Origin of the sequence: Lysobacter enzymogenes, assembly GCF_017355525.1 — a bacterium.
Classification (GTDB): Bacteria; Pseudomonadota; Gammaproteobacteria; order Xanthomonadales; family Xanthomonadaceae; genus Lysobacter; species Lysobacter enzymogenes_C.
On record NZ_CP067395.1, the window covers coordinates 2,132,032 to 2,154,959 of the forward strand.

A 22,928-nucleotide genomic window follows, 5' to 3' on the forward strand; every position below is an offset into this window, starting at 1 on the left:
GGTCTCCGGCTTACTGCTGCACGAGGTATTCGGGCGAGTTGACGATCAGGTACAGCGCTTCCTGCACCCGTTCGCGCTTGGCCGCGGCGGTGTTGGCCGGCATGCCGTTCAAGCGTTCCAGCAACACCTGCTTCATCGGCGCGGTCATCTGCCCGGACAGGAACAAGGTGTTGTAGCGCTCGATCAGATCGGCCGGCTTGGTCGCCAGCGCGACGTCGCGGCTGAGGTTGATCGCGACTTCGTCGTCCTCGATGCCGTTGGGATTGCCGACGTAGGAATCGTAGATCTTGCGCATCAGATAGCTTTCGGTCGCCGGCAGCATGTAGTCGGTCGCCAGTTGCAGCTCCGGCGCGGCCATGCCGTTCTGCGAGGGCTCGCCCATCGGGCTGTAGCGCGGACTGAAGAAGTTGAACACCGACGGCGCGAACATCGGCTGCTGGCCGAGGTTGCTGTCCAGGGTCCAGAACTCGTCGACGAAGCCGGTCTTGGAGCGGCCGCCGAGCGCGCGCCACAGATGGGTCAGGCGCAGCAGCGGCTCGCGCACCTTGCCGAAGTTCGCCGGCTGCGCGGCCGGATCGCGCGCTTCGGGATCGAGCAGGATCGCTTTCGTCACCGCGCGCAGATCGCCGCGCACGCCCTGGCCGTTGTCGTCGAACACGCTGGCGACGCGGTCGACGTAGCCCGGACTCGGGTTGCTGGTGACCAGGCGCTGGATCAACTGGCGGCCGATGAACGGCCCGACGTTGGGATGGTTGTGGATATTGTCCAGCGCCGCGGTCAGATCGCTGCGGCCGGTGCCGCCGCCGGCGAGCAGACCGCCCGGCAGCGCCGCGCCGGGATAGTCGAGCAACTGCTTGGACTGCGCCGAGGCGTGGTACGCGGCCTGATTCTCCATCGGCGACACCCACGCCGGCGAACTGGGTTCGTAGAAGTAGCAGTCGAATTCGCCGAGCGCCGCGCAGCCCTTGAAGGTCCAGCCGGTGAACACGTGGGCGAAGCCCTTGACCGTGTCCTGGCTGTAGGTCGGCACCGGCTTGCCGTCGAGGCCGAGCAGCGGCGTGCCGTCGCGATTCAGCCGCACCAGGCCGACGCTGAACAATTGCAGCACTTCGCGCGCGTAGTTCTCGTCGGGCCGGATGTTGCGCGCCGGGTCGGGCTTCTGGTTCTGCATCATCGACAGGTACAGGCCCATCGTCGGATGCAGGGTCACGTCCTCCAGCAGCGTGCGGAAGTTGCCGAAGGCGTCGCGCGCCAGGGTGTCGTAGTAGTGGGTCATGCCCTGCGGCGCGCCGCCGAGCAGGTCGGAGCTGGCGTCGGAGATCACGAATATCTCGCTCAACGCGAACGCCACGCGCTGGCGCAGCTGGTCGCGGTGGACCACGGTCGGCTTGATCGGATCCTTGCCGCCGAGCGCGTTGACGAACCACGCGTCGACGCGCCAGTCGCGCTGCACGTCGTTGCCGGTGCCGGCACGCGCCGCTGCGTTCTTCATGAAGGTCAGCTGCGAAGACAGCGGATAGCCGAACTGTTCCTCGATCCAGGCGTTGTAGCCGACCTGGCGCAGATGCGCGATGTCTTCCAGGGTCGGGCCGAACGTGGACTGGGCGAGGAAGCGCGCGGCTTCGGCGTCGCTGGCCGGCAGGTCGGCGACCGCGCGCGGCGCCGGTGCGGCGCCGGTACGCGCGGACGCGGCCTCGCGCGCCGCTACGCGCTCGTCGGCGCCGGGATACGGCCCCAGATAATCCGGCAACGGCGCGACGCCGCGCAGCGCGAGCAGCACCGCCAGCGCCAGCAGCACGCGCGGCGTTGCGCCCATCCACGCCGCGCGCAGAAGCGAAGTAGTCATGCAGCTCCCCAAGATGACGACCGACTGTGTCGTCCGGGGGCGATGCTAGGCGTGCGGAAAAATTACAAGTTTGATCGCCGCCACGATTCCATCGGGCGGTGACAAGCGTCAATTCTTGCGGGTGATCGGCCCTGCGCGCGGGCGTGACAAGCGTCAATGCGCGGCGTTGACGCGCGGGATCAGTCGAGCATTTCGCGCTTCGCGCCGGGGTAGCGGTCGGCTTTGAGCACGACGTCGCCGCTGCCCAGGTAGCGCGGCACCGCGTTTCCGCGGTGGCCGGGCAATATCTCCACTTCGCGCGTGGATACGCAGGTGTGGCGATCCGGAAAGTACGGATAGTAGGGCGTACCGACGCAATGCCACTGCGCATCGCTGCGGTACAGGTACCAGTAATCGTAGGAATCGCCCGCGTTCGCCTTCAACACTTCGGCGAACTCGTCGCCGCTCACGGTACGCGGAAAACTCGGCCAAAAGACCAGCAGCGCCAAGGTCACCAACGCGGCGAAATGCCAGCGCAATTTCATCCGGCGCAACGGCGGCCACAGGTTGTAAGGTTCTTTCGTCGCCACGTCCATGCATCCCTGCCTCGTCCGATCCTGCTCTCAACGCAATCCGGCTCTCAACGCCCCTCGCCCGCCCGCTGCCACACCGGCGCGCCGTCCACATACGTTCCCAGCAACGTCAGCTCGCGCAACCGCCGCGGCTCCACCGCCAGCGGATCCTGCTCGACCACGACGAAGTCCGCGCGCTTGCCCACCGCGAGGCTGCCGACTTCGTTCTCGGCGAAGCCCGCATAGGCCGCGTCCAGAGTGAAACCGCGCAAGGCTTCGTACGCAGTCAGCTTCTCTTGCGGATGCCAGCCGCCGAGCGGCTTGTCTTCATTGTCGGTACGCGTCGCCGCCGCGAACAAGCCCAGGCGCGGATCGGGCGATTCGACCGGGAAATCCGAGCCCAGCGCCAGCCGCGCGCCGCTGTCGCGCAACTGCCGCCACGCATAGGCGCCGTTGATGCGCTGCGCGCCGAGCCGCTGTTCGGCCCAGGGCATGTCGCTGGTGGCGTGGGTCGGCTGCATCGAAGCGATGACGTGCAGCGCGGCCAGCCGCGGCAGATCCTCGGGCGCGAGGATCTGCGCGTGTTCGATCCGCCAGCGGTGGTCGGTCTTGGCCGCGTCGGCGCCGAGCGCGTTCGCGTACAGGTCCAGCACCTCGCGATTGCCGCGGTCGCCGATGGCGTGGGTGGCGACCTGTACGCCGCAGCGTTTGGCCTTGGCGATGGCTTTTCCCATCGCCTCGGGCGACATCCGCAGCAGGCCGCGGTTGCCGTGGTCGTCGCTGTAATCCTGCAACAGCGCGGCGCCGCGGCTGCCGAGCGCGCCGTCGGCGTAGAGCTTGACCGTGCGCATCTTCAGGCGCCCGCCTGGGTGCTGGTACAAGCCGTCGCGGCACAGCGCTTCGAGCGCGTCGCCGTCGCCGGCGGCGAACGCGGTGATGCGCAGCGGCAATTGGCCGCGGTCGGCCAGCCGCTGGTAAGCGCGCAAGGTGTTCAGATCGACGCCGGCGTCGTGCACGCCGGTCAGGCCGTAGCGGGCGGCTTCCCTCATCCCCAGCGTCAGCGCCTGCTCGACCGCGGCCGCCTGCAGCGGCGGGCGCGCGTGTTCGATCAGGATCATCGCGTCGTCGATGAAGATGCCGCTGGCGCGGCCGTCGCCGCCGCGTACGATGCGGCCGCCGGCCGGCTGCCAGTCGCCGCCGAGCTCGCGCCCGGCCGCGCGCATCGCCGCGCTGTTGGCCCAGCCGGCGTGGCCGTCGACGCGTTGCAGCCACACCGGGCGGTCGGGGAACGCGGCGTCGAGATCGGCGGCGTCGGGAAAGCGCGCGTCGGCCCAGTCGTTCTGGTCCCAGCCGTGGCCGATCAGCCACTGTCCGGCCGGCAGCGTGCGCGCGTAGTCGCGCAGGCGCTGCACCGCTTCGGCCTTGCTGCGCGCGCCGGTGAGGTCGGCCTGGAGCTGGTTGATGCCGAGTTCGAATACGTGGGCGTGGGCGTCGATCAGGCCGGGTACCAAGGTGGCGGCGCCGAAATCCAGGCGTTTGGCGTCGGGGTAGCGGCGCAGCAGTTCATCGCGGTTGCCGACGGCGAGGATCTTGCCGTTGTCGTCGTAGGCCAGGGCTTGGGCGCGCGGTTGGGCGGGGTCGAGGGTGTGCACTTGCGCGGCGGTGACGATGGTCGCGGCGTGCGCGGGTGCGGCGGCGCAGCAGATCGCGCACAGCAATAATCCCAATCCTTGCTTCGCCCGCATTCGCGCTCTCCCTCGTGGACGGACTGCGATGTCCGAATGTGGCGAATGTGCGGGGTTGGCGGGGGTGGGCGCAAGTGCTCGCGGGTTGGACGGGGGCGGTGCGTCGCTGCGTCGACTGTTTCTGCGCTACCCGCCATGAAGACAACGACGAACCCTACCGCGGGACACCGCCCCCTCTGTAGGAGCGACGCAAGTCGCGACTGCGAAAACACAACTACTACGAAACCTGCGCAATGGCTGCGGTTTCGCGGTCGCGACTTGCGTCGCTCCTACAGTCGGGTACGAACCTTATTCGTATCTCGCAGCGACGAGTGACGACCAGCCAAGATCAAAAGCTTCCGTCCGCAAGCGGCCGGGTCACTTTCTTTGTCTTGCCAAAGAAAGTAACCAAAGAAAGGCGCTTTCCTTGTTCTTCGAATCAAGAGCCACTAGGGCTCGTCAGTTGCGCAGGGATGCGGGACAAGGGGCATCCTGGCCCGGTCCCGCACGCGCGCATCCATGCGCGCGCCCTTCGGGTCTCTGTTTGCCTGTGGCGAGTTCGGGGCGGCGGGGGGAGCTAATAGCAAGTCAAAGGCAAGATCGAACTGGGTTTTGGCTTTCGTCGTTACGACGGGGGCGGGAGGGCGCGGCTCAATCCAGCCGTTTGCGGAACCGCGATACCGCCAGGCTCATCATCACCGCGATGAAGCCGAGCAGATACGCTACGTCGTGCCACAGCTCGAGCAGGCCCGCGCCGCGCAGCATGACTCCGCGGATCAGGCGCAGGAAGTGGGTCATCGGCAGCACTTCGGACAGCCACTGCGCCGCCGCGGGCATGCCGGCGTACGGGAACATGAAGCCCGACAGCAGGATCGACGGCAGCAGGATGAACACGGTCATCTGCATCGCCTGGAACTGCGAGGCGGCCTTGGTCGAGATCATCAGGCCGAGCGCGAGGTTGGCCAGGATCAGCAGCACCGCGGCGGCGTAGACGTCGAGCACGCTGCCCTTGATCGGCACGTCGAACAGCCACAGGCCCAGCAGCAGCACCACCGTGGTCTGGATCAGGCCGATCAGCGAATACGGCAGCACCTTGCCGATCATGAGCTCGGTCCGGCTCACCGGCGTGGTGATCAGCAGTTCCATGTTGCCGCGTTCGCGCTCGCGCACGATCGCGACCGAGGTGAACATCACCATGGTCATGGTCAGGATCACCCCGATCAGCCCCGGCACGATGTTGACCGGCGAGCGCCGTTGCGGGTTGTAGAACGACACCACCCCGATCGATCCGGTGCTCGGCGAAATCCGTCGCGGCGCCGCGCTGGAACTGTCGAGCGGCGTCTGCGCCAGCTGCGCGGCCGCGCTCTGGACCACGGTGTCGCTGCCGTCGACCATGACCTGCAAGGCCTCGCGGCCGTCGATGCGGCGGCGTTCGAAATCCGGCGGCACCGCGATGCCGACGCTGATCTCGCCGCGGCGGAGCATGTCGACCAGTTGCTGCGGCGTGTCGGCGTGCGCGACCGGACGGATCACGCCGGTGGCGACCATGTCCATCACCAGCGCGCGCGAGGTCGCGGTGCCGGCCTGGTCGGCGATGGCGGCGTTGAGCCCGCGCGGGTTGAGGTTGATGGCATAGCCGAACAGCACCAGCTGTCCGACCGGGATCATCACGATCATCGCCAGGGTGATGCGGTCGCGGCGCAGCTGCCGCACTTCCTTGAGCACGATGGCCCACAGCCGGCGCAGTTTCATCCGCCCTCCCCGCGCGTCGCCGCGGCTTGCGCTTGCGGCGCCGGCGCTTCGCCGCGGGTCGCGGCGACGAATACGTCTTCCAGGTTCGGCTTGGCCTTGGCCACTTCGGCGTCGAGCCCGGCCGCGCGCAGCGCGTCGGTCAGGCTCTGCTCGGCGGTGTCGGCGTCGGCCAGCAACACCCGCAGGTCGTTGCCGATCTGGGCCACGCTGAGCACGCCGGGCAGATCGACCAGCGCGCGCTGGGCCTTGCGCGGCTGCGCGGCGCGCACTTCGACCGCGCGGCCTTGCAACTCGCCGGTCAGTTCGGCCGGCGTGCCGTCGGCGACCAGCACGCCGCGGTCGAGGATCGCCAGGCGGTGGCAGCGCTCGGCTTCGTCCATGTAGTGGGTCGACACCAGCAAGGTGGTGCCGGCGTCGGCCAGTTCGAACAGTTTTTCCCAGAAATCGCGGCGCGATTCGGGATCGACCGCGCTGGTGGGTTCGTCGAGGAACAACAGCTCGGGCTCGTGGATGACCGCGCCGGCCAGCGCCAGCCGCTGTTTCTGGCCGCCGCTCATGGTGCCGGCGAGCTGCTTCTGGCGATCTTCGAAGCGGTACTGCTCGATCAACTCGTCTATGCGCTTGCGCGCGGCGGCTTTCGGAATGTCCTGCACGGCGGCGAGGAATTCGAGGTTCTCGCGCACGCTGAGGTCTTCGAACAGCGAGAACTTCTGGGTCATGTAGCCGATCCGGCGGCGCAGTTGTTCGGCCTGCGCCGGGATCTTCAGGCCCAGCACTTCGATCTCGCCCTCGCTCGGCGTCAGTAGGCCGCACAGCATGCGGATCGTGGTCGACTTGCCGGAACCATTAGGGCCGAGGAAGCCGTACACGCAGGCGCGCGGCACGGTCAGGTCGACCCGGTTCACCGCCTGCAGTTCGCCGAAGCGCTTGCTCATGCCGCGCGCGCGGATCGCCGGCTCGGCAGCGACGGATCCGGCCGCAACGGGCGCGGCGACGGCGCTCACGGCGCGAACTCGGCCCGCACCGGCAGGCCGGCCGGCAGTTCGGCGGCGTCGGCATCGGTCAGCTCGACTTCGCACAGATAGCTCAGGCGCGCGGCGTCTTCGCCGGTCAGCGCGTAATACGGGGTGAAGCTGGCTTCGCTGCGGATCATCCGCACGCGGCCGTTCCAGGCGCGCGCGCGGCCTTCGACATAGACCTTGGCGAGGCGGCCGACGCGCACGTCCTGGCGGATCGGCTCGGGCACGTACACGCGCGCGAACGGACGCGCGCCGACCAGCATCACCGCCAGCGGCGAACCGATCGGAGCCTGGTCGCCGAGCTTGTACGGCAGGCTGTCGACCACGCCGTCGCGCGGCGCCAGCACGTCGAGCTTGGCGAACGACACCTGCTGCACCGCGGCCTGGGCCTGCGCGGCGGCGAGCGCGGCGCGGCCCTGGGCGATGTCTTCGCGGCGGTTGCCGCGTTCCAGTTCCAGCAGCGCGGCCTGCGCCGCGCGCACCTGCGCGACCGCGTTGCCGGCGGCGGCGCGGGCGCGGTCGACGTCGGCCGCGGCGATCAGCTGGCGCTGGCCGAGCGGACGCACGCGCTCGTAGTAAGCGCCGGCGTCGCGCTGCTGCGCCTGCGCCGCGGCGAGATTGGCGCGGGCCTGATCGATCGCCTCGCTGCGCGGGCCGGCTTCCAGTTCGGCCAGCGCTTGCGCCGATTGCTGCGCCTGCGCCTGCGCGGCCTGCAGTTGCGAACGGCTGCGGTCGGGCTCGAGCTGCAGCACGCGCGCGCCGGCCTTGACCCGCTGGCCTTCGCGCACGTCGATCCGCACGACTTTCTCCGCCACCGGCGCGGGCAAGGCGATGCGGTCCCATTCCAGCGTGCCGAGCGCCTGCGGTTGGTCGGCGGCGCAGCCGCTCAGGGCGAGTGCGAGCAATGCGAGCGCGCCGCTGCGCCGCAGCGCGTCGCGGCGCTTGCGCGGGCCGGTTTCGCGCGGGGTCGCGGCGGCGCGCGGCGCAGCGCTGAGCAGGCGGCTGCGCAACGGCAGCAGCGCGGTGTCGCACCGCGCGGGACGGGGTTCGGCGGGCATCGCGCGCTCCTTGGCGTTCACGGCGTCAGCCCCCGGTCGAGCAGGGCCAGGGCGTGGCGGCGCTGCGCCGCGGGTTCGAGGTCGTCGGCGCCGAACAGATGGCGCCAGATCGGCGCGCTCGCGGCGGGGAACAGGGTCAGGCCGATCAGGCTGACCATCAGCAGGCGCGGGTCGAGGTCGGCGTTGATGCGGCCTTCGGCCTGGGCCTGGGCGAAACGCGCGGCGAGCATGCGCGGCAGCAGCGGGCCGATCTTGTCGTACAGCAGGGTTTCGCGCAGCGCCCCGCCCTCGCACAGCACCTCGCGCACCCACAGCGACGGCAGCCAGGGATGGGTTTCGATGATCCGGCCGATGTTGGCGACGAAGCGGCCGATCAGGTCGAACACGTCGGCGTTCGCGTCGCCGAGCCCGTCGCGCAGGCTCAGCACCAGCGGCAGCAGGCGTTCGTTGCTGACCGCCTGCTGCAGTTGTTCCTTGTCGCCGAAGTAGTAATGCAGCAGCGCCGGATTGACCCCGGCCTCGGCGGCGATGGCGCGCAGCGAGGTCGCGGCGATGCCCTGGCGGGCGTAACAGGCGATGGCGGCGTCGAGCAGGCGCTCGCGCAGGCCCGGGTTGTCGGCGGCCGCGGGGCGGCCGGGGGCGCGCTTGGGCGTCTCGCTCTTGCGCGGACGGCCGCGGCGGGCGGGTTTGGGGGTGGTCATGCGGCATATTTAATTCAATGATTAATTAGATCGCAAGCGGGTTCCGACGAGCGGTTGCGGGCCCTGCCCGCCTTGTGCGGCGGCTGGGAGGCAGCTGCGCCGTGGATTGCGTCGTTGCCGGTTTGGCGCGGTCGCGGCTTGCGCCGCTCCTACAGGGGGCGATCGAGATGCGCGTTTGCGCGTTGCAGCGGTTCCGACTGTAGGAGCGGCGCGAGCCGCGACCGCGGCAACGCAGCTGCGCCGCAGGTTTCGTCGTCAGCGGTTCGGCGCGGTCGCGGCTCGCAGACGTGCGCGGTCAGTCCTGCGTTTCGAGTACGGCGTGCGGATAGCGCTGGCGCCACTGCGCCAGCGTGTCGGCGCAGTGCGACGGGATCACCCAGGCGTCGCGGTGGGTGTCGCGGAAGCGCGCGAGGCGGCGCAGGGTGTCGAGGTAGGCGCCGGGGTCGTCCATCGCGACCTGCTGGGTCAGCCACGGCAGCGCCTGCGGACGGTCGAGTTGTTCGCGCCGCCAGAACGCGTCGGCGGCGAGCACGGCGCGTTCGCCGTGGCGGGTGCGCAAGCCCAGGCCGAGCTGGCCGCGCGCGTGGCCCGGCAGCGACAGCGCGTGCAGGCTGCCGTCGCCGAACAGGTCCCAGCCTTCGCCGAAACCGGCCAGATCGCCTTCGAGCGGGCGCCGGCCGTCGTCGTCGAGCAGTTGCAGGCGCTCGGCGAAATCCGCCGGCAGCAGTTCTTTCCAGATCTGCGCGTGCAGCAGTTCGAACCAGCCGGCCTGCTGGATGCCGCGCCAGGCCTGGGCGTGGGCGATGAAGCGCGCGCGGCGGAATTCGCCGAGGCCGCCGATGTGGTCGGGGTGGAAGTGGCTGACGATCAGCAGGCGCACGTCGTCGGCGTCGAGGCCGCGCTGGCGCAGCAGGTGCGCGGCGTCGGCGTGCGGCGGGCAGCAGGCGTGGATGACGCGGCGGTAGACCCAACGCAGGCCGGCGCGCATCGCCAGGCGCGCGTCGGCGCCGTAGCCGCAGTCGAACAGGATCGCGCCCTGCACCGGATGTTCGATCAGCGCCCAGCCGGCGGGAAAACGCAGCGGCGCGCCGGCGGCGAGGCCGAGGTGGCGCGGGTCGGCGCAACTGTGGCCGGACGCGGCCAGAGTCAGCGCGACCTCGCCGCTCACCGCCGCGCCTCCGCGCGCGCCAGCTCGTGCAAGGTCTTGTTCAGCGCATCGTCCATGTTCACCCGCGGACGATACCCCAGTTCGTCGCGCGCGCGCGCAATGTCCAGGGTCATGTCGACGCTGAGCAATTCGACGCCGTAACGCAGCAGCGCCGGCTCGGTGTCGGGCCGAAAGCGCCGATGGAACGACTCCACCGCGCTCGCCAATGCCAGCGCCAGCGGCTTGGGCACGCGCTTGCGCGGCCGCGGCAGCGACAAGGCGTCGGCGAGCCGGTCGATCACGCTCCAGATCGCTACCGGTTCGCCGTTGCTGATGTTGTAAACGCGTCCTCCCAGACGCCACGACGCGTCCATCGCCAGCACGCAGGCGTCGACGACGTTGTCGATGTAGCTCAGGTCGACCTGGCAGTCTTCCGAACCGATCCGGCGCAGCCGGCCGGCGCGCAGCGCCTGCGCCAGCCGCGGCAGGATCGCGCTGTCGCCGGGTCCGAAGATCGCGCGCGGCCGCAGCGCCAGCGCCGACACGCCGCCGGCGGCGCAGCGTTCGAACACGACGCGCTCGGCGGCGAGCTTGGTCGCGGCGTAGTCGTTGACCGGCACGGCCGGCAGCGGCTGGTCCTCGCGGATGCCATGGTGCGGCGCGCCGTCGTGATAGATGCCCGGGGTCGAGATATGCACCAGCCGCCGCACCTGCCGGGCGATGCAGGCGGCCACCACATGTTCGGTGGCGGTGAGATTGGCGGCGACGAAGGCCTCGCGCCGGCCCCACGGGCTCGACAGCGCGGCGCAGTGCACGACCGTGTCGGCGCCGCGCAGGATGCGGTGCACGGCGGCTTCGTCGGTGAGATCGAGCGCGTGGAATTCCACGCCCTGCGCCTGCAGCGCGCGGCCGCGCTCCGCGTCGCGGCCGAGCCCGACCACCTGCTGCCACGGCCGCGCCGCGGCGAGATGGCGCGCGAGCGCGCCGCCGAGGAAACCGGTGGCGCCGGTGACGACGATGCGGCGGTCGGCGGTCATGGGCGATGGCCTGTGCGGATGGGGCGGCCGGGTTTTGTGGGAGGGTTTTCAGGCCCGAGGCTGTCCGGCCGGATCGCCGAGAGTTGAAACAGGAGCGGCGGGACTGAAGGCATCCGCACAAAAGCGGTGTGGTTGGCTTTGCCGCGCATCTGTACCGACATCGGCGTAGGCGTAGGCGTAGGCGCCGACATCGACATCTGCATCGAGGGTACTTCGATCAATGCAGCGGTGGGCGCCGTGCCGTGCAGCGGAACCGGCACCGGCACCGCGACCGGAATCGAAACCGTAACCGGAGCCGAAAGCTTGCTGACGAACGCGGCGACGAATGGTGCTTTGCTCATCATCGCCGCGCGCTCAGTAAGTAAGCGTCAAACCGACGCCGGACAAACCGGCGCCGGTGCCGAGCAACACGCCGGTGTCGCCGCGCCGGATCAGGCCTTCGCGCACACCCTGCTCCAACGCCAGCGGAATCGAGGCGGCGATGCAGTTACCGGTGTGTTCGAGCGTGCGCACGATCGCCGCGCCGCTGAAGCCGATCTGTTCGATCACTTCCAGCGCGGCGCGGCTGGCCTGGTGCGGGGCGACCCAGCGCAGCGCGGCGCGCGCGCCCACGTCGTCCAGGCCGAGGCGGCGCATCACGTGCGGGACCAGGCGGATGCCGCTGCGCAGCGCGGCCTGGCCCTGCATCGAGAACAGCGCGTCGGCCGGCTGCGTGGTCGGCCCCAGCGGCGGGCGCCAGCTGCCGCCGCCGCGCAGGGTGGTGATGTCCACGCCCTCGCCGAGCGTGCGCCAGGCGATGCGGTGGATGCGGCTGGCGCTGCCGTCGGGCGCACGTTCGAGCACCGCCGCCGCGGCGCCGTCGCCGAACAGGGTGCAGACCTCGGGGTTGGCGAAATCCAGGCCGACCGAGGCGACCTCGCTGCTGACCACCAGCGCGCGTTCGATGCGGCCGTGGTGGATGCGCTCGGCCGCCAGTTCCAGCGCGGCGACGAAGCTCAGGCAGGTGGCGTGCACCGACAGCGCCGGAATGCCGGAACGCCCGAGCCCGAGTTCGCGCTGCAACAGCGGGCCGCCGTCGGGAATCGCGCGCTCGGCCGAACCGGAGGCGTTGAGGATCAGGTCGACCGCGTCCGCCGCGATGCCGGCGCGTTCGCAGGCCTGCAACGCGGCCTGCGCGCCCATCCAGCTGGCGCGTTCGCGTTCGGGCTCGGCCCAATGGCGGAACGCGACACCGCTGTTTTCCAGGGCCCAGCCGCGCGGCAGGCCGACCTGGTCTTCGATCTGGGCGCTGTCGACGCGGCGCCGCGGCAGGTAGCGGCCGAGCCCGGCGATGCGCACGCGCCAGTCCAGATCCGGCGCGGCGCCGGCGCTGCGGCGTGCGCCGGCGGAAGGGGCCGCGGATCCGGGCGGCGAGCGGTGCGTTCGGGTATCCATGTGCGCCGGCAGTATGCGGCAGCGCGGCGGGTTTGCCGAGGCGGCGGGCGGGCCGCAGGCGAAGCCGATGCGGTGCGGGCGCTGCGTGGAAGCACGCGGCAGTGCGCGTTCGGGCGGCGGCCGCGCGCGGCGGCCGGGCGGGACGGCCAAGCCGCCGCGTGCGTTTCTGCCGGCGAGCGCGACTGCGCGCGCGATGCGCGGCCCCGCATTCCGCCCGATCCCGCGACGCACACGCAACCGTGACGCCCGCGCCGCCACCCTGCCCCCACCGCGACGATCCGCCGCTTGCCCGCGAGCGAGCGCCGCGCAACCCTGTCGCCGCTCGCGCACCGCACGCCGAAGGAGTTCCGCGATGCCGCCATCGCCCGTCCACGACGAACCGCCCCGCCCCGCCCGCGCCGGCCTGCTCGCGCGCGAAGCGCTCGGCGTCTGGCTGCTCGGCCTGGGCGTCCTGGGGCTGGTGCGCGGCTGGATGCGCGCGACCCGTCACGGCGGATTCGAGCTGGAGACCATCGCCGCGCTGTGGCTGGCCGGCTCGGCGGTCGTGGCCGCGATCGGCGCGCTGCGGATCTGGCGCGCGGCGCGCGCCGGGCGCGGCTGAAGCGCGGCCCGCGGCCGTTCCGGCGCGCGGCTCGCTGCGCCGCCGCAGCCCGTCGCAGCGGCCTGCGGCTTGGCCCGCGCTTTGCGAAAACCGGCCGACAGGCGCAAGCTGTGACACCCCGGCACGCATCGCGTGCACGATCCTTCTACGCTGTCCCCATGCCCGCACGCACCGTCTCCGAATTCACCCTCGACCCCGCCGACAGCGAGCGTCTGGCCAACCTCAGCGGCCCGTTCGACGGCCATCTGCGCATGATCGAACTGCGCCTGGGCGTGGAAATCGCCAATCGCGGCAACATTTTCCGCATCGACGGCCCCGACGGCGCGGTCGGCCAGGCCGAGAAGCTGCTGCGCCGGCTGTGGAAGGACGCCGCCGAGGAAACCCTCGACGACAACGCGATCCATCTGGCGCTGACCGAAACCGGCGCCGAGCAGGTCGCGCAGCGCGACTACGAACCGCAGGAAGTCGCGATCCGGGTCAAGCGCGGCACCGTGCGCGGCCGCGGCGCCAACCAGTCCAAGTACCTGCACGCGATCGCCACCCACGACATCAATTTCGGCATCGGCCCGGCCGGCACCGGCAAGACCTTCCTGGCCGTGGCCAGCGCGGTCGAGGCGCTGAACGAATCGCGCGTGCAGCGGCTGATCCTGGTGCGCCCGGCGGTGGAAGCCGGCGAGAAGCTCGGCTTCCTGCCCGGCGACCTGACCCAGAAGGTCGATCCCTACCTGCGCCCGCTGTACGACGCGCTGTACGAAATGTTCGGCGTCGAGAAAGTGGTCAAGCTGCTGGAAAAGAACGTCATCGAGATCGCGCCGCTGGCCTACATGCGCGGCCGCACCCTCAACGACGCCTATGTGATCCTCGACGAGGCGCAGAACACCACCATCGAACAGATGAAGATGTTCCTGACCCGCATCGGCTACGGCAGCACCGCGGTGGTCACCGGCGACCTGACCCAGATCGACTTGCCCAAGCACGTCAAGTCGGGCCTGCGCGACGCGCTGGACGTGCTGCGCAACGTCGACGGGATCAGCTTCACTTTCTTCGAAGCCAAGGACGTGGTCCGCCATCCGCTGGTCGCGCGCATCGTCACCGCTTACGACGCGCGCGACGCCAAGGACGCGCAGACCGGCCCGACCGCCTGAGGCGGCGGGCCGCACGCCCGCGCGACGCCGGTTTCGACCCGGCGCCGGCGCGGGCGGCGACGCATCGGCGCCGCTGCGGCTGCGTCCCTGCGTACCCTGGCGCGACGACCGGGACGAGGTCCCGACCGTCGCGCCGCAACGGCGATGCCGGCCGCGATGCCGCGACCGCACCACCCGAACCACCGAACAGCCAGTGAGCGCCGCGATGACCCAAGGTCCCGTCCGACTCGATGTCGCCATCAACTACGCCCTGCCGCGCAAGGGCCTGCCGGCCGCGGCCAGCTTCCGCAAATGGGTCGCCGCCGCGCTCAAGGGCCGCATCCGCGAAGCCGACCTGGCGATCCGCCTGGTCGACAGCAAGGAAGGCCGCTCGCTGAACCGCCATTACCGCGGCCGCGACTACGCCACCAACGTGCTGAGCTTCCCCGCCGACCTGCCCGAGGGCCTGCCGAAAGGGGTCAAGCTGCCGCTGCTCGGCGATCTGGTCATCTGCGCCCCGGTGGTCGCGCGCGAGGCGCGCGAGCAGAAGAAGCCGCTCAACGATCATTACGCCCACCTCACCGTGCACGGCGTACTGCACCTGCTCGGCTGGGACCACGAGGACGAGCGCGAGGCCGAGTGCATGGAGCAGTTGGAGCGGGAGATCCTGGCGTCGCTCGGGATCGAGGATCCGTACCTGCAGGATTGAGCTTCGGATCGGCGTCACCGGCGAACAGCGAACAGCGAACAGCGGCGGCGAGCCTTTCCGCGCCCCTCCGCCGACCGCGCCATGTCTTCCACGGCGCGCTCCCGACCGGCGCCGTCGGCCTAAAGGCAGTCGCTCAATCCATCGTAGATGCTGCGCGAGCTGTTCGGCAGCGGCGCGTAAAGCGGCCGCTCCTGCGCCAGGACCGCGAGCAGCGACGACAGCGACGTCTTCGGCGCCAGCGGCAGTACGCAGCGCCAGATCTTCGGTTGCACGACGATACGCCCGCTGGCCGGATCGATCTCCTCGTTGCTCGCGGCGAAGACCCACACGCAGCGCCCCAGCAGGCCGCTGGCCGCGACGACCGAACAGCGCAAGCGCAAGGCGTAGATGTTGCTGTAGTCGCCTTCGCAGAACGTGTCGCCGCAGATCTGGTCGAAGTCGCGGCGCAGCTTGTGCATGCCGCCATACCAGGCTTCCACTTCGTCGTCGCCGGACAAGCGGTTTTCGGCGTCGGTGTAGGGTCCGGACGAGGACTGCGCGGACGCGGCGAACGCAACGGACAACAAGCACATCGCTGCGGCGAACGCCGCGCCTGGCATGCGACGGGAACGGATGAACGACATCGGAGCCACCTTCCTTGGATTGCGGACGACAAGGCCGGCGCACTGCGCACCGGCCTGGACAGCTTGAGCGAGACCGGCGGCTCCCGGCCATAGGCGCAATGCCCGAACCGGCCTAGGAATTTGCGCCGCCGCGGGTTTTCACCAGCAATCCAGAACGTCGCCCGCACTGCCGGTTTTGCCCTTGACCCCGGCCTGATCGATCGACAACTTCATGCATTTCGCATCCTTCGCCTGCGCGCCTTTCGGTTCCGCAGTCAGCGAATAAGTGGCCGCGTTGATCGTGCTGCCGAAGGTGTAGAACGCGCTGAGTTCGTTGACGCAACCGCCCGCGGACAGCTTCGCCCCCGAGTAGCTGAACTTGGTCGTGTAATAGCGCTCCATCGTCTGGACCTGCTCCATCAGGCAGGCCGTGGCGACGGCGCGGCGCGATTTCAGGATCTGCGCCTGGTAAGACTGATAGGCCATGGCGGTGAGGATCGCCACGACCGCCAGCACGATCATCAACTCGATCAGAGTGAAACCCGCACATCCACGTTTCATCGCATTCCCTCGAACACTCGCATTGGGCTCGTCCGCCTCGACGGCGGCGCCTTCCGGTCAGGCCGGTCTACCGCGCGCTCGGTCGAACGCGCTCCTCGCGTATGCGCGTGCGGCGCGCATCGACCCGGCGCATCGGCCGGCCCGCTCAATCGCGCCGCACGACTTCCCGCCACGACAATCGCTTCACCCCGATATCCGCGGTCGCCGTTCCCTGGCCGACCGGCTTGCCGGTCTGGTCGCTGCCTACGACCGTGTTGTCGTTCTGGCCGCGAATGATCGAGATGGCGTTCATGCCGCTGCCGGTGCCGACGCCGCTCGTCGGTATCGACTGCTGGCCGTTGCCGCCCGGCGTATCGTCCTTGTAGTCGATCGTGCCGTCGCCGTTGGCGTCGAACACCCGGCCGCTGGTGCGGGCCCCGGTGAACGGATCGATTTCCATGATCCAGCCGCTGCCGCCGACGTTGCAGGGATCGGCGGCGTTCGGAATCTGGGTGGCGCCGAGCAGGCGGTTGCCGTCGAACAGGTTGCGGCTGACCATGCGCTCGCCCTGGGCCGCGCCGGTGGGCGGGACCAGGTCGATGTACCAGCCCGACTTGCCGTCCATGTCGCCCTGGGTTGCGGCCGACATCGCGCGCACCGGCACGTTGTTGCCGTCCTTGTCCTTGAGGCTGGTTTCGGTCTGGATCTTGCGCTGGACCAGCTGCGCCTTGGCGACGGTGGTGCCCTTGTCGATGATTCCGTACCAGGCCTGTGCCGTCTTGTCCCCGGGATCGCCGACGCCCAGATAGCGGCCGGTGCCGAAAAACACCCAGTCCTCGGTCGAGTCCGGCTTGCGTCCCACCAGCGGCGCGGCGGTGATCGGCTGCTTCGGGTCGCCCGTCGCGAACAGCTTGACCGCGCTCGGCGTAGCGCCGAGGTTACGGAACTTCCACAAATTGCCGGCGAGATCGCCGGCATAGGCGGCGTCGGCGAAACCGTCGTTGTCGGAGTCCCAGGGATACACGCCGGCCAGGCCATTGTCGCTGCCGGCACCGGTGTCGATGTTCGCCGCCACGCCGGTCGCCACGTCGATCGTGAGCAATTGCGCGCGGTCGCCCGAACTGTTCGGGCCGTTGCCGAGCAAGACCTTCCATACCCCGCTGGCGACCTGGACCACGACCGGCTTGCTCAGGTTGTTGCCCAGCGCGGGAGTGCTGCTCTCGTATCGCTCCCACAGGAACTTGACGTCGTTGGGGTCGGTGATGTCGAGCGCGAATACGCCCTTGCCGCCGCGCCCCATGGTGCCGATCAGCACGGTTTTCCAGGCCCCGCCGATGTAGACGTCGGCCGCGGTCAGCTCGCCGTCGACGAAGTAGCGATGGGCGTAGTCCGGCGCGGCGTAATTCGCCAGGCCGGCCGGGACGGCCAGCGCCGCGGCGGGCATGAACGCGTAGAGCTCCCTGCCGGTGGCGGCGTCGAATCCGTGCAGCATGCCGTCGTTCGCGCCGATGTAGACCGTCGCCGTGCGGGTCGCCGCTTTCCTCGCGAACGCCTCGTACTCCTTGCTGCCGGGAAAACTGGCCGCGGCATACGCGACCGCGCCCGGCTTGCCGACGTAGACCGGCGAGGAGTGGACGAAGTCGCCGAGCGCGCCGCCGCGGTTGCGCAGGCTGCCGCCGCGCGCGACTTCCTTGCTGCGGTCGCCGCGAAGATAGTTCACGACATCCGCGCTGCTGGCGCCGCGCGCGGACAGATTAGCGCGGTCGGCGCCCGAGAGCTGATCGTCGCGGAAGGCCTTGTAGCCGCCGCTGTTGGCGTAGATTTTTCGGTCGTTGGGCTGCGGAAGCATGGCGCCGGCCGTCCACTTGGGGACGTAGCCGCCGGTAACGGCATCCAGGCCGAACGCGGTCAGCTCGCCGTGCCAGTCGGTGAAGAACGTCGGCAGATAGATCAGGGCCCCGCCTTCCGCGGTCGCGCCGTTGGTGCCGACGCCGCTGGCGGCGCCGCGGCGCAGGGCCAGCGCGCCCTCGAACGCGCGGGCCAGACCAGTCATCATTTCCTGCGCCTGGAAGGCGACGAAGTAATTGCGCGGCCGCTTGTCGTTGATCTGGTTCGCCAACCCGACCAGATCGCCGTTCGTCCACCAGGCGTCGGGCAGCGGCTCCTTGCGGCCGTAAGGCTGGAAGTCGGCGGGAACCTCGAAACCGCCGTACTTGGCCGCCAGATAGTATTGGTTCTTCTCGCGTTCCTTGACGGTCTGCTCCTGCACCACGTCGACCCAGAAGGTCGACAGCGTCTGCATTCCGGGCATCGACGGTTGCAGGTCGCGGGTATGAGCGTCGTAAGCCAGGCCGGCGATGAACGCGGAATTGGAGCGCGGCAGCGGATTGCCGGACGTAGGCGTCAGACCGCCGGTGTACTGTCCGTCGGCGACGTACGAGGTGATCCCTTCCATGTCGAACACGGTCTGCAACGCGGTCACCACATTGACCGTGGTGTCGCTGGACACCCGGCCCGGCCGCGCCGGCTCCTTCTCCCCCGCCTGGCTGCTCGCGCCCGGCAGGTTGCGGTCCGCCCAGGTGCCGACGTCGCCGATGCCGATGGCGACGTTGCGCTGGCAGGAATACTGGATCGGATTGACCGACCAGTCGGTGATGACCGGGAAGCGGTCGCTCTGCGCATCGCCCTTGCCGGCGGGGATCGTGCTGTACTCGGGCACGTTGTCCTGCGCCTTGAAATAGCGCACGGCGGCGTAGAAGAGCTCGCTGACCGGGTCGTACTGCTTGGCCTTTTCCTTGGTGGTCTGGCCGAACTTGTTGAGGTAGTTGATCACGCCGCTGTTGACGACGGTGTTGATGCCGTTGGCGCTGTTGGTCGCGGCGGCGTCCACCGGGTCCGGATTGGCGTACTGCACGCCGGTGTGGGGATCCCACTCCTTGTTGGCGTTGTCGTTGGTCGTTCCCTTCGCCAGATCGTAGCTGTAGGGGCCGACGTACTTCTGCCGCGCGCGCAGGATGCCGCCATCGCGCTTGATGTCGTGGTCGACGAGATAGCCGAAGATGCTGTAGCGCAGCTTGTCCCGATGCTTCTGGATCAGCCCTTCCGGCTTCCACCCCTGCGAGTACTGCTTGCAGTTCGCCTCGGGTTTCACCGCGCCGGAGTCGACGCACACCGCCACGCGGATGCTGACCGCGTAAACGCGGGGATCGTTGACGGAGCCGTTGAGTCCGGACAGGTCGTGCACGGCCGGGTTGTAGGGCGTGAGGGCCATCCACGGCGTCGGCGCCGCGGCGGTCGGCAGCAGGGCGTTGCCGAGGCGATCGTCCGCCGTGGCCGCCTGGTTCGTGCCCGGTCTGGCCAGGGTGTCGTTGCGGGTGAAGTACATCTGCGAACCCGCGCCGATCACGCGCATCCGCATCACGAACGGTCGCGACACGCCGGTCAGGGTGGGCAGTTGGTTGCCGAGCGTCTTGTACGGGAAATAGACGGAATGGCCCCATTCGGGGTAACTCGCGGCCTTTTCCAGCCAGGTTTCGGTAGGCGTGTCCACGACCCGGTAACCGCCGGTCAATGCCTTGCGGAACGGATCGATGGTCTGGGTCGTCGCCCAGTTCATGAAGTTGCCGCTCCACAACCGGCCGTTCGCCGCGCACAGGCGGTTCGACGCGACGGCGACCGGCTTGAAGTGGCGCTTGGACTCGTCCGTGTTGAAAACGTACTGGTAGCACTTGTCGGAGTCGAAGTAGCCGGCATAGACCCGGTTGGCTTGATAGACGTCGGTGCCGTTGACGTGGTCGAAGTTGGCCTGGCTGATGATGGTCGGGAACTCCACCGACGGCACCAGCACCAGGTTGTTCGGCACGTCCGGGCCGATCGACAAGGGCCGGTCCGGCATCGACACGCCGGCGGCGCCCGGCGCCGACGCCAGCACCGCCAGCATTCCCGCGAGGAACGCCGGCACGCCGCGGCCGCGCTTGCCGCGCGCCGCATCGGCCGCGTGGAGGGTCCGGTCCGGCGCCTGCGATGCACGTGTGGTCATGTCAGTAGCTCATCAAGGTGGTCTGCAACACCACGACCGCGCGGCCCGACGCCGCGGCGGGGTTGTGGCTGCGCGCGGTGACGCGGTAGAAGGCGGCGGTCTTCTGCGACGCGCTGCCGGATTCGTATCCGGCTTCGACGCCGCCGTAGTCGTCGGAGGTTTCGCGCCGCCCCATGTATTCGACGTAGTACTGGGGCGCGCCGGCCTTAGGAGCCTTGAGGTCGGCCGCGACGTCGACCCAGCAGCCGCTGATCGAAGCGCCGCTGCAAACCGTGCCGGCGGTATAGACGGAGGCGGGAACCGCCGGGCATCGCGCGCCGGGCGCTGAGCAATCCGTACCGACCGTGGAGCCGGCCCTGACCGCGGCGCCGACCTTGTCCTCGGCTTCGCGCAAGGCCAGTTCGGCCGACTCGAACGCGATGCTGCGGTCGTACATGTTCGCGCTCATGCGCTCCTCGAGCACGGTGCTGCGCAGGATCGCCAGCCCCAGCAACATCATCACCAGCAGCATGATCATGATCGTGGCCAGGGCGGCGCCGCGCTGGCGCGCACGCGCGCGGGGAACGTCGGCGAAGCGGGAACGGCGATCGGCGGCCACGGCTCGGCTCCTCAGGGGTTGCGGTTGCGCAGCGACAGCACGGCGCTGACGCTGCGGCTGATGGCCTGGTTGTCGACGCCGCTCTTGCGCCGGCTTTCCAGGTTCAGCACCACGCGCGCGGCCTTGACCTTCGACCAGTCGTCGATGGCGGCGGCCGCCAGGTAATCGGCCTTGCCGTCCATCAAATAGGCGATGCTCATCTGGCTTACGCCTTCGGCGACTTCGTCGCTGGCGGCTACCGCCCCGCGCGAATCGATCACCGTGCGGTAGAGGGACTTGCCGGCGTCGTCGTTGCCGCCGATGTACCAGCGCACCACCGCGGGCCGGGCCACGATCGCGTTGTTGCCGTACAAGTGCCAGCGATCGGCGGGCATGGCGGCCTCGTTGACGCACAACAATGAGGTTTCGCGGCTGAAGCCGGCGCTGCAGTTGCCGCCGGCGCCGACGCCGTGGCCGATCGACGCGCCGCCCGCCGCGGTCGCCTTGAACAAGGTCGCAAGGCGGAAATCGCAGACCAGCAAGGCGTCGCCGTCTTTGACGTCGGCGGGAACCGCGTTGACGGACAGATCCGCGTCCTTGTTCGCCATCGCCGCGACCAGATAGATGCCCAGGTCTTCGGTGGCGTGCAGTTCCAGGCCGTCGGTGCCCTTGATCCGGCTGCCCGCGGCGGTGCCGAACGGTTGCGCCGGCGTCGCGAACGCGGCGTCGCCGCCGAATCCGATCAGGCTTTTGTTCCAGTTCTTCCAGAAATCGCTGTCGCGATCGGACATGACCATGGACTGGCGGATGTTGGTTCCGCACTGGTTGCCGCCGGCCTCGCGCACATCGCGCGCCATCAGCTCGAACGCGACCCGCCCCGCCTCCTGCACGCGCGACAGGTCTTCGGTGGTGCGGAACGCCGCGCGCATGGACAGGAAGATCGACAGCGCGCCCGCGGTCAGCAGCAGGCCCAGCACCAGCGCGACCATCAGTTCGATCAGGCTCAGGCCCGCGACCGATCCGACCGGCCGGCGACCGCGGTCGCGCCGGTTCACAGGCGCACCTTCAGCGTGAACGCGGCCTTGCCCGCGGCGTCTTCGGTCCGCGCCGAACCGGCGCGCGCATCGCTCCACTGCACCGTCACATCGCACAGGCCCTTGGCGTCGCAATCGATCTTTCCGCAGGTGGTCGCCTGCGCGCCGAGGCTCTTGCCCAGCCCGTCCTTCCACGCCGCCAGGTCCGCCGCCACCAGGGCCGACTTGCCCCCGGCCGCCGGCGCGCCGACGCACAACGGCGCATCGCCGGTGTCGTACAGGCCGCGCCTGGCTTCTTCGGCGTTCGCGCGCATGGCGTCGGCGATCGCATAGGTCTGCACCACCGCCTGGCTGCGTTCCATCGAACTCTGGCTGTTGCGCAGCGCCAGGCTCTGCATCGCCGCCGCGCCGAGCAGGCCGAAGCCCAGCACCAGCACCGCGATGAGTATCTCGATCAGGCCGACGCCCGCCTGCGGGCGCGCCGCGCCGCCGCGGCCCGACCTGCGTCCGGCGCCGCGCGCCCGGGATGCGATTGCGGTTGCGGACATGTCAGCTGCACACTCCGTCGCTGCTGAAAGCATCGGTGGCGATGCGTCCGCCCGACGCCAGCCGGACCCGGCGCACGTTGTCCTTGGGATACGCGGTCGGGATGCACACGCTGAAGCTGGTGTTGAGCAGTGCGCCGCGCGCCGCGCCGGCGCTGCGGGCGAATCCGTCGGCGCGGTAGATCACCTTGTCCGCGCCCGCGGCGCGGCGCACCTGCACCGGCGGCTTGATCCGGAACGACTGCAGCACCAAGGCATCGCCGCCGCTGCCGTCGCCGTTCGCGTCGTTGGCCACCACGATCCAGCCGCGCCAGGCGCCGGAGCCGCTGCCGCAGGAGCTTTCGTCGCCGCTTTCGCACAACTCGACCGAGGCGTTGCGCTTGATCGCTTCCGAACGCGCATATTGCAGCGCCGCCGCCAGTTCGTTGGCGGCGCCGCTCAACCGGCTCTGGTTGACGGTCGAGATGAAGCTCGGAACCGCCAGCGCCAGCACGACTCCGGCCACGGCCACGGTGGTCATGAGCTCGATTACGGAAAATCCTGCGTGAGACATCGGTCGCATGCGGCCCCCTTCGATTCGCGCCGAAGTTAACGCCCGGATCGCGCGCCGTGTCGACGCGGGGCGGGACGAACGGAGCGATCGTTTGCGCGAACGGCGCGGGTTACGCATCGCGCGCTAATTGCGTCAACAAAACGCTGATCGAGCAGGCACACATCGAGTTTTCGCCTGAATTACCCAGTTCTTGTGCCCTGCCTCGCAGACCGGATCGAGCGGCGCGACGGCGTCGGCGCGGCGTCCGCACTACCCGCCGCCGCTGCCGCGTCCGACCGTCGAGTGCGGGGATTTCCTATACCGGGCGACGCCAGGCACGGCGACGATGAACGCCT

The 22,928-nt window shown here is 69.7% G+C and carries 21 protein-coding genes; 3 read left to right on the plus strand and 18 right to left on the minus strand.

Annotated features, from left to right (window positions below; translation table 11 throughout):
- Positions 1–10 precede the first annotated feature (10 nt).
- The 11 genes from JHW38_RS08895 to JHW38_RS08945 all read right to left on the minus strand — a co-directional run bounded on the left by JHW38_RS08895 (position 11) and on the right by JHW38_RS08945 (position 12,173).
- Positions 11–1,846 (minus strand): DUF1800 domain-containing protein, encoded by a 1,836-nt coding sequence (locus tag JHW38_RS08895; protein ID WP_207525592.1) that lies wholly within the window; start codon positions 1,844–1,846, stop codon positions 11–13.
- Between the two features lie 179 nt (positions 1,847–2,025).
- The gene (locus JHW38_RS08900; protein WP_207525593.1) at positions 2,026–2,415 is read right to left on the minus strand and encodes a hypothetical protein; all 390 of its coding nucleotides are present in this window, start codon (positions 2,413–2,415) and stop codon (positions 2,026–2,028) included.
- 50 nt (positions 2,416–2,465) lie between these two features.
- Complete coding sequence (locus JHW38_RS08905) at positions 2,466–4,142, minus strand: amidohydrolase (protein ID WP_207525594.1); 1,677 nt, start codon at positions 4,140–4,142, stop codon at positions 2,466–2,468.
- A gap of 630 nt (positions 4,143–4,772) precedes the next feature.
- Positions 4,773–5,873 carry an ABC transporter permease gene (locus tag JHW38_RS08910; protein ID WP_207525595.1) on the minus strand — a complete coding sequence of 367 codons (1,101 nt, stop codon included), beginning with the start codon at positions 5,871–5,873 and terminating at the stop codon, positions 4,773–4,775.
- The gene (locus JHW38_RS08915; RefSeq protein ID WP_428995314.1) at positions 5,870–6,808 is read right to left on the minus strand and encodes an ATP-binding cassette domain-containing protein; all 939 of its coding nucleotides are present in this window, start codon (positions 6,806–6,808) and stop codon (positions 5,870–5,872) included. Before JHW38_RS08915 ends, JHW38_RS08910 begins: the two co-directional genes overlap by 4 nt.
- A 65-nt stretch (positions 6,809–6,873) precedes the next feature.
- Positions 6,874–7,950, minus strand: coding sequence for an HlyD family efflux transporter periplasmic adaptor subunit (locus JHW38_RS08920; protein WP_207525596.1), 1,077 nt, complete (start codon positions 7,948–7,950; stop codon positions 6,874–6,876).
- A 17-nt stretch (positions 7,951–7,967) separates the two neighbouring features.
- Complete coding sequence (locus JHW38_RS08925) at positions 7,968–8,651, minus strand: TetR/AcrR family transcriptional regulator (RefSeq protein ID WP_207525597.1); 684 nt, start codon at positions 8,649–8,651, stop codon at positions 7,968–7,970.
- Between the two features lie 295 nt (positions 8,652–8,946).
- Positions 8,947–9,819, minus strand: coding sequence for an MBL fold metallo-hydrolase (locus JHW38_RS08930; protein WP_207525598.1), 873 nt, complete (start codon positions 9,817–9,819; stop codon positions 8,947–8,949).
- On the minus strand, positions 9,816–10,835 hold the full coding sequence (locus tag JHW38_RS08935; RefSeq protein ID WP_207525599.1) for an NAD-dependent epimerase/dehydratase family protein: 1,020 nt from the start codon (positions 10,833–10,835) through the stop codon (positions 9,816–9,818). The genes JHW38_RS08930 and JHW38_RS08935 overlap by 4 nt, the downstream gene beginning before the upstream one ends.
- Positions 10,832–11,179, minus strand: a complete 348-nt coding sequence (locus JHW38_RS08940; RefSeq protein WP_207525600.1) for a DUF6053 domain-containing protein — start codon at positions 11,177–11,179, stop codon at positions 10,832–10,834. Before JHW38_RS08940 ends, JHW38_RS08935 begins: the two co-directional genes overlap by 4 nt.
- Positions 11,180–11,189: 10 nt before the next feature.
- Positions 11,190–12,173 carry a 3-oxoacyl-[acyl-carrier-protein] synthase III C-terminal domain-containing protein gene (locus JHW38_RS08945; RefSeq protein ID WP_207525601.1) on the minus strand — a complete coding sequence of 328 codons (984 nt, stop codon included), beginning with the start codon at positions 12,171–12,173 and terminating at the stop codon, positions 11,190–11,192.
- 448 nt (positions 12,174–12,621) lie between these two features.
- Here JHW38_RS08945 and JHW38_RS08950 point away from each other — a divergent pair, with 448 nt between their 5' ends.
- The 3 genes from JHW38_RS08950 to ybeY all read left to right on the plus strand — a co-directional run bounded on the left by JHW38_RS08950 (position 12,622) and on the right by ybeY (position 14,703).
- A complete protein-coding gene (locus JHW38_RS08950; RefSeq protein WP_207525602.1) occupies positions 12,622–12,870 on the plus strand; it encodes a hypothetical protein in 249 nt (82 codons plus the stop codon).
- Between the two features lie 158 nt (positions 12,871–13,028).
- Positions 13,029–14,015, plus strand: a complete 987-nt coding sequence (locus tag JHW38_RS08955; protein WP_207525603.1) for a PhoH family protein — start codon at positions 13,029–13,031, stop codon at positions 14,013–14,015.
- A gap of 205 nt (positions 14,016–14,220) precedes the next feature.
- Complete coding sequence (gene ybeY / locus JHW38_RS08960; protein ID WP_207525604.1) at positions 14,221–14,703, plus strand: rRNA maturation RNase YbeY; 483 nt, start codon at positions 14,221–14,223, stop codon at positions 14,701–14,703.
- Between the two features lie 119 nt (positions 14,704–14,822).
- Here ybeY and JHW38_RS08965 read toward each other — a convergent pair whose 3' ends face one another.
- From JHW38_RS08965 to JHW38_RS08995, 7 genes are all read right to left on the minus strand, one after another.
- Positions 14,823–15,425 (minus strand): hypothetical protein, encoded by a 603-nt coding sequence (locus tag JHW38_RS08965; protein WP_242691285.1) that lies wholly within the window; start codon positions 15,423–15,425, stop codon positions 14,823–14,825.
- A 39-nt stretch (positions 15,426–15,464) separates the two neighbouring features.
- Complete coding sequence (locus tag JHW38_RS25685) at positions 15,465–15,866, minus strand: type IV pilin protein (protein ID WP_207525605.1); 402 nt, start codon at positions 15,864–15,866, stop codon at positions 15,465–15,467.
- Positions 15,867–16,011: 145 nt separating this feature from the next.
- Positions 16,012–19,884, minus strand: a complete 3,873-nt coding sequence (locus JHW38_RS08975) for a pilus assembly protein (RefSeq protein WP_207525606.1) — start codon at positions 19,882–19,884, stop codon at positions 16,012–16,014.
- A gap of 1 nt (position 19,885) precedes the next feature.
- On the minus strand, positions 19,886–20,482 hold the full coding sequence (locus tag JHW38_RS08980) for a pilus assembly PilX family protein (protein WP_242691286.1): 597 nt from the start codon (positions 20,480–20,482) through the stop codon (positions 19,886–19,888).
- Between the two features lie 11 nt (positions 20,483–20,493).
- The gene (locus JHW38_RS08985) at positions 20,494–21,516 is read right to left on the minus strand and encodes a PilW family protein (RefSeq protein ID WP_207525607.1); all 1,023 of its coding nucleotides are present in this window, start codon (positions 21,514–21,516) and stop codon (positions 20,494–20,496) included.
- Entirely contained in the window at positions 21,513–22,043 is a 531-nt protein-coding gene (pilV, locus tag JHW38_RS08990; RefSeq protein WP_207525608.1) for a type IV pilus modification protein PilV, read from the minus strand. The genes JHW38_RS08985 and pilV overlap by 4 nt, the downstream gene beginning before the upstream one ends.
- A 1-nt stretch (position 22,044) precedes the next feature.
- On the minus strand, positions 22,045–22,710 hold the full coding sequence (locus JHW38_RS08995) for a GspH/FimT family pseudopilin (RefSeq protein WP_428995294.1): 666 nt from the start codon (positions 22,708–22,710) through the stop codon (positions 22,045–22,047).
- Positions 22,711–22,928: the final 218 nt, after the last annotated feature.

Excerpts from the sequence above, each read along its gene's own strand:
- JHW38_RS08895 (WP_207525592.1), bottom strand. The coding sequence starts at position 1,846 with ATGACTACTTCGCTTCTGCGCGCGGCGTGGATGGGCGCAACGCCGCGC.
- JHW38_RS08920 (WP_207525596.1), bottom strand. The coding sequence starts at position 7,950 with ATGCCCGCCGAACCCCGTCCCGCGCGGTGCGACACCGCGCTGCTGCCG.
- JHW38_RS08940 (WP_207525600.1), bottom strand. The coding sequence starts at position 11,179 with ATGATGAGCAAAGCACCATTCGTCGCCGCGTTCGTCAGCAAGCTTTCG.
- pilV (WP_207525608.1), bottom strand. The coding sequence starts at position 22,043 with ATGTCCGCAACCGCAATCGCATCCCGGGCGCGCGGCGCCGGACGCAGG.
- JHW38_RS08950 (WP_207525602.1), top strand. The coding sequence starts at position 12,622 with ATGCCGCCATCGCCCGTCCACGACGAACCGCCCCGCCCCGCCCGCGCC.
- JHW38_RS08995 (WP_428995294.1), bottom strand. The coding sequence starts at position 22,710 with ATGCGTAACCCGCGCCGTTCGCGCAAACGATCGCTCCGTTCGTCCCGC.
- ybeY (WP_207525604.1), top strand. The coding sequence starts at position 14,221 with ATGACCCAAGGTCCCGTCCGACTCGATGTCGCCATCAACTACGCCCTG.
- JHW38_RS08935 (WP_207525599.1), bottom strand. The coding sequence starts at position 10,835 with ATGACCGCCGACCGCCGCATCGTCGTCACCGGCGCCACCGGTTTCCTC.
- JHW38_RS08910 (WP_207525595.1), bottom strand. The coding sequence starts at position 5,873 with ATGAAACTGCGCCGGCTGTGGGCCATCGTGCTCAAGGAAGTGCGGCAG.
- JHW38_RS08955 (WP_207525603.1), top strand. The coding sequence starts at position 13,029 with ATGCCCGCACGCACCGTCTCCGAATTCACCCTCGACCCCGCCGACAGC.
- JHW38_RS08905 (WP_207525594.1), bottom strand. The coding sequence starts at position 4,142 with ATGCGGGCGAAGCAAGGATTGGGATTATTGCTGTGCGCGATCTGCTGC.
- JHW38_RS08975 (WP_207525606.1), bottom strand. The coding sequence starts at position 19,884 with ATGACCACACGTGCATCGCAGGCGCCGGACCGGACCCTCCACGCGGCC.
- JHW38_RS25685 (WP_207525605.1), bottom strand. The coding sequence starts at position 15,866 with ATGAAACGTGGATGTGCGGGTTTCACTCTGATCGAGTTGATGATCGTG.
- JHW38_RS08925 (WP_207525597.1), bottom strand. The coding sequence starts at position 8,651 with ATGACCACCCCCAAACCCGCCCGCCGCGGCCGTCCGCGCAAGAGCGAG.
- JHW38_RS08915 (WP_428995314.1), bottom strand. The coding sequence starts at position 6,808 with ATGAGCAAGCGCTTCGGCGAACTGCAGGCGGTGAACCGGGTCGACCTG.